The sequence below is a fragment of the Kitasatospora sp. P5_F3 genome (assembly GCF_054049135.1).
This window is the reverse complement of the sequence record NZ_JBFUMY010000164.1, coordinates 1-3,411: the sequence shown is the minus strand read 5'-3', so window position 1 is coordinate 3,411 and position 3,411 is coordinate 1. Positions and strand designations below refer to the sequence as shown.

The following is a 3,411-nucleotide window of genomic DNA, read 5'->3' as shown; positions in this document are numbered from 1 at the left end:
CCTGCGGGGGTGCGGGTGTCAGTTCCTGCGGCCGAGGAGGACGGCGAGGGTGCGCCGGGCTTCGTGGCGGCGGTCGCGGGAGCGGGCGGTGACGGTGGTCAGAGCCAGGACGGCGATCGTGGCCGTGTAGCCGGTGGTGAAGACGGCGACGGAGCATTCCGGGGTCGGGCGTGCCGGTCATGGCGGAGGGTCCTTCCGGTGGAGCGGGGCCGGGCCGGGGCCGGGGCCCGGCCCGGCAGATGTGGCGGGGTCAGCCGGAGGTGAGGGCGTGGAGGTGCTCGGCGATATCCTCCGGCGGCAGGCTGAACGAGCCGACCATGTCGTCGCTGACCTGTTGGCGGTGGTCGAGGACGTCACGCAGGCCCCGGTCGGGGACGGGGAGGTCAGGCACGTACTGGCACACGTCGGTGATGGCGAAGTACCCGGGCACCGTGGGCAGCGACGGCGGGATAGCGACGGTGTGGCCGTCGTCCTCCAGCCGGGCCGCCTGCTGGAACCAGTACTCGGCCTCGCGGAGCTCGCCCATGCGGATGTGGTGCAGGTACAGGCAGTACGTCGCGGTGCGGTCGCCCGCACCGGCCGCGAACAGTGCGGCCGCGGCGCCGAGAGCGACGGCGAAGATGGCCGCGACGGCGGCCGCGAGCGCCGCGGAGCGTCGGTCCCCGGCGACGACGGGGGCGGCGCCGAAGCGGCGGGCGATCACGATGCCGTAGCCGACGCCCAGGGTGGTCATGATCCCGGAGATCAGCGCGTCGGTCCCCGACGACGCCGGGATGGCGAACGTGGCCGCGGCGGCGGCCATCAGCAGCGGCGCGAGCCAGCCGAAGCCGACCCCCGCTCCCGTGATGGCGCCGCTCACCGCGAGAAGTACCGCCCACCACTAGTCGTAGGCGGTGAGAGCGCCAGACCGGCCGCGGCCCCTGTCACGGGGGCGAGATACAGCATGCGATGCGTGCCGCCGATTTTCGCACCGGTGACGCCCAGGAGCACTCCGAGGAACACGGCCTGGGCACCCAGCTGCCCGGCAACCATCCCGGCGACCGCGGCGGGCAGCACGACCGCCACCACCACCGCGCCGAGAATGTGCAGCCACCCGCGCGCACCCGACGGCCTGGCCGCAGTCGCCGCCGGATCCGGCTCCCCACTGTTCGCAACGTCCACGTGCCAGCCCTTCCCACGTCCAGGGCCGAGCCTGTTCACCTGGCTCTGCAATCCACCCTACGCAGCGACACCTTCCAGGCCGGGGAACGCCGCTGGCGCATCCGAGGGCAGGCGTGCGCACCGCTGGCACGGCCTACCTGCTCGACGGGCTGCCCGTCGAGGTCCTGGGACGTCTGCGTTCGGACGGCGTCATGCGACGGCCGGCACCCTTACTCAAGGAGTACGCCGAGGCCTATCCCCGGGGCGGGCGATATCCGAAGCACGGCAAGGAGTTCCGCCTGGCCAGACCGGAGACATGGGGCGAGCCGGACGCGGCCACGACCCAGGTCACCGACCGCGACGGCGAACTGCCCATCATCGAGGGGACGTTGATCCGCCTGGAGGTCGACCGCCTGCCCGGCGGCGGCGATCCCTGCCGGTCTGGCTGTGGTCCTCCGCCACCGGCATGACCGGCGTCGGCGTCGACCTGCGGTGGCAGACGTTCCTGCGACGCTTCGACCTCGAGACGAGCAAGCCGCAGTGCTGTCATATCTGCGGCGCGATGGCATCGCGGCCWCTTCCTTCCAGTTCGATGTTGATGTCGGCCTGCTGATTACTCAGCCATGGCCGCCGGTTGTGCTGCCGCATCCTCCTCGCATGACGACGCACCCGTTCACGGAAAGTGTTGAAGAGCCCGAATTCCCCAGCCCGAACGTCTTCGTCCCCGAACACCGGCGCCCGGAGATTCAGACGTTGTCGGAGGATTTCAGGTCATGCCTTCCAGTTCTGACCGCAGAGTTGGTGTTGTGCCGCGAGGGTGGCCCTGATATCCGGCGGCCCTCGGCGATCTTGGACGCCACGGCTGTCGGGGGTCGTGAGCGTCCGCACCAGCGGTTCCCAGGGGCTTCCGGTTCCTGCCGTCGGCTGCGGGACCGAAGGGGGAACGTCCTCGATGTCTTCGACCGCCCTGTTACACCCGCCGCGTACCCACCGCCTGCGGCGCAGAGTCTCCGCAGCCGCCGCCTCCCTGCTCGCCGCGACGGGCCTGGTGGCCCTGGCGGCGCCGGCCGCGCATGCCGTCCAGCCCGGCCACACCACCGCCTACGTCACCAACTTCGTCGGCATGGCCGTCTCGGTCGTCGACACCACCACCGGCGCGACCACCGCGTCGATCCCGGTCAGCGGGTACACCCAGGACGTGGCCGTCAACCCGGCCGGGACCACCGCGTACGCGGCAACCGCGTACGCGAACACCGTCGCGGTCCTCGACACCGCCACCGACACGGTCACCGCGACGATCCCGCTCGCCGGGATCCCCACCGCGATCACCGTGAACAGCGCCGGCAGCGCCGTGTACGTCGCCGACACCAGCGGCCACAACGTGACGTTCATCGACACCGCCACCAACACGGTGTTCGCCAGCGTCCCGGTCCCCGGCAACCTCCAGGGCGTCGCCGTCAACCCGGCCGGAACCACCGCCTACGTCACCACGTTCGCACCGGCCACCCTGGCCGTGATCGACACGGCCACGGCCTCGGTGACCGCGACCGTGCCGTTGCCGGCCAGCCCGTACGATCTCGTCGTCAACCCCACCGGCACCGCCGCGTACGTCGCCCTCGGTGGTGGCGGCGCCGTCGCCAAGGTCGACACCGTCACCAACACCATCACGGACACCATCGCCGCCTCGGTCCCGGTCAGCCTGGCCATCACCCCGGACGGGACCACGCTGTACGCGACCAGCGCCTCCACCCACGGCGTCTCGGTCATCGACACCGCCACCGACACCGTCACCACGTTCCTCGCCGGTCTCGGCAGCCCCTCCGACGTCCAGGTCAACTCCACCGGCACCACCGCCTACGTCGTCGACCAGGTCAATCCGAGCGGCACGGCCCCCGGGATCGTCTACGCCGTCGACATTGCCACCAACACGGTGACCACGGCGGCCACCGGCGTCACCGGCGCCCGGCAACTCTCCCTGCTCACCGTCCCCGCCCCCGAGGTCACCGCCGTCGCACCGAACAGCGGCCCGACCGCGGGCGGCACCGCCGCCACCATCACCGGCACCGACCTGAACGGCGCCACCACGATCACCTTCGGCGGCACCCCCGCCATCGGCGTGAGCTGTACGGCGACCTCCTGCACCGCCACCGCCCCCGCGCACGCCGCCGGCACCGTCGACGTCCAGGTCACGACCCCCGGCGGCACCAGCACCCTCACCGCCGCCGACCAGTTCACCTACGTCGCACCGCCGAACGCGGACCTGGCCACCAC

At 71.8% G+C, this 3,411-nt stretch carries 3 protein-coding genes and 1 pseudogene; 2 read left to right on the top strand and 2 right to left on the bottom strand.

The genetic code is table 11. From position 1 onward, the window contains the following. Positions 1-250: 250 nt before the first annotated feature. Together ACXJMZ_RS36915 and ACXJMZ_RS36910 are read right to left on the bottom strand one after the other, a co-directional pair. Complete coding sequence (locus tag ACXJMZ_RS36915; RefSeq protein ID WP_457034367.1) at positions 251-859, bottom strand: hypothetical protein; 609 nt, start codon at positions 857-859, stop codon at positions 251-253. Further along, positions 856-1,161 (bottom strand): hypothetical protein, encoded by a 306-nt coding sequence (locus tag ACXJMZ_RS36910; RefSeq protein WP_457034366.1) that lies wholly within the window; start codon positions 1,159-1,161, stop codon positions 856-858. The genes ACXJMZ_RS36915 and ACXJMZ_RS36910 overlap by 4 nt, the downstream gene beginning before the upstream one ends. A 107-nt stretch (positions 1,162-1,268) precedes the next feature. On the opposite strand from ACXJMZ_RS36910, the pseudogene ACXJMZ_RS36905 reads away from it, so the two are divergent. Both ACXJMZ_RS36905 and ACXJMZ_RS36900 read left to right on the top strand, forming a co-directional pair. Continuing rightward, positions 1,269-1,666: pseudogene (locus ACXJMZ_RS36905) on the top strand (transposase); the annotation flags it as partial. A 426-nt stretch (positions 1,667-2,092) separates the two neighbouring features. Beyond that, the coding region (locus tag ACXJMZ_RS36900; RefSeq protein WP_457034365.1) for an IPT/TIG domain-containing protein at positions 2,093-3,411 on the top strand (1,319 nt) is incomplete at its 3' end.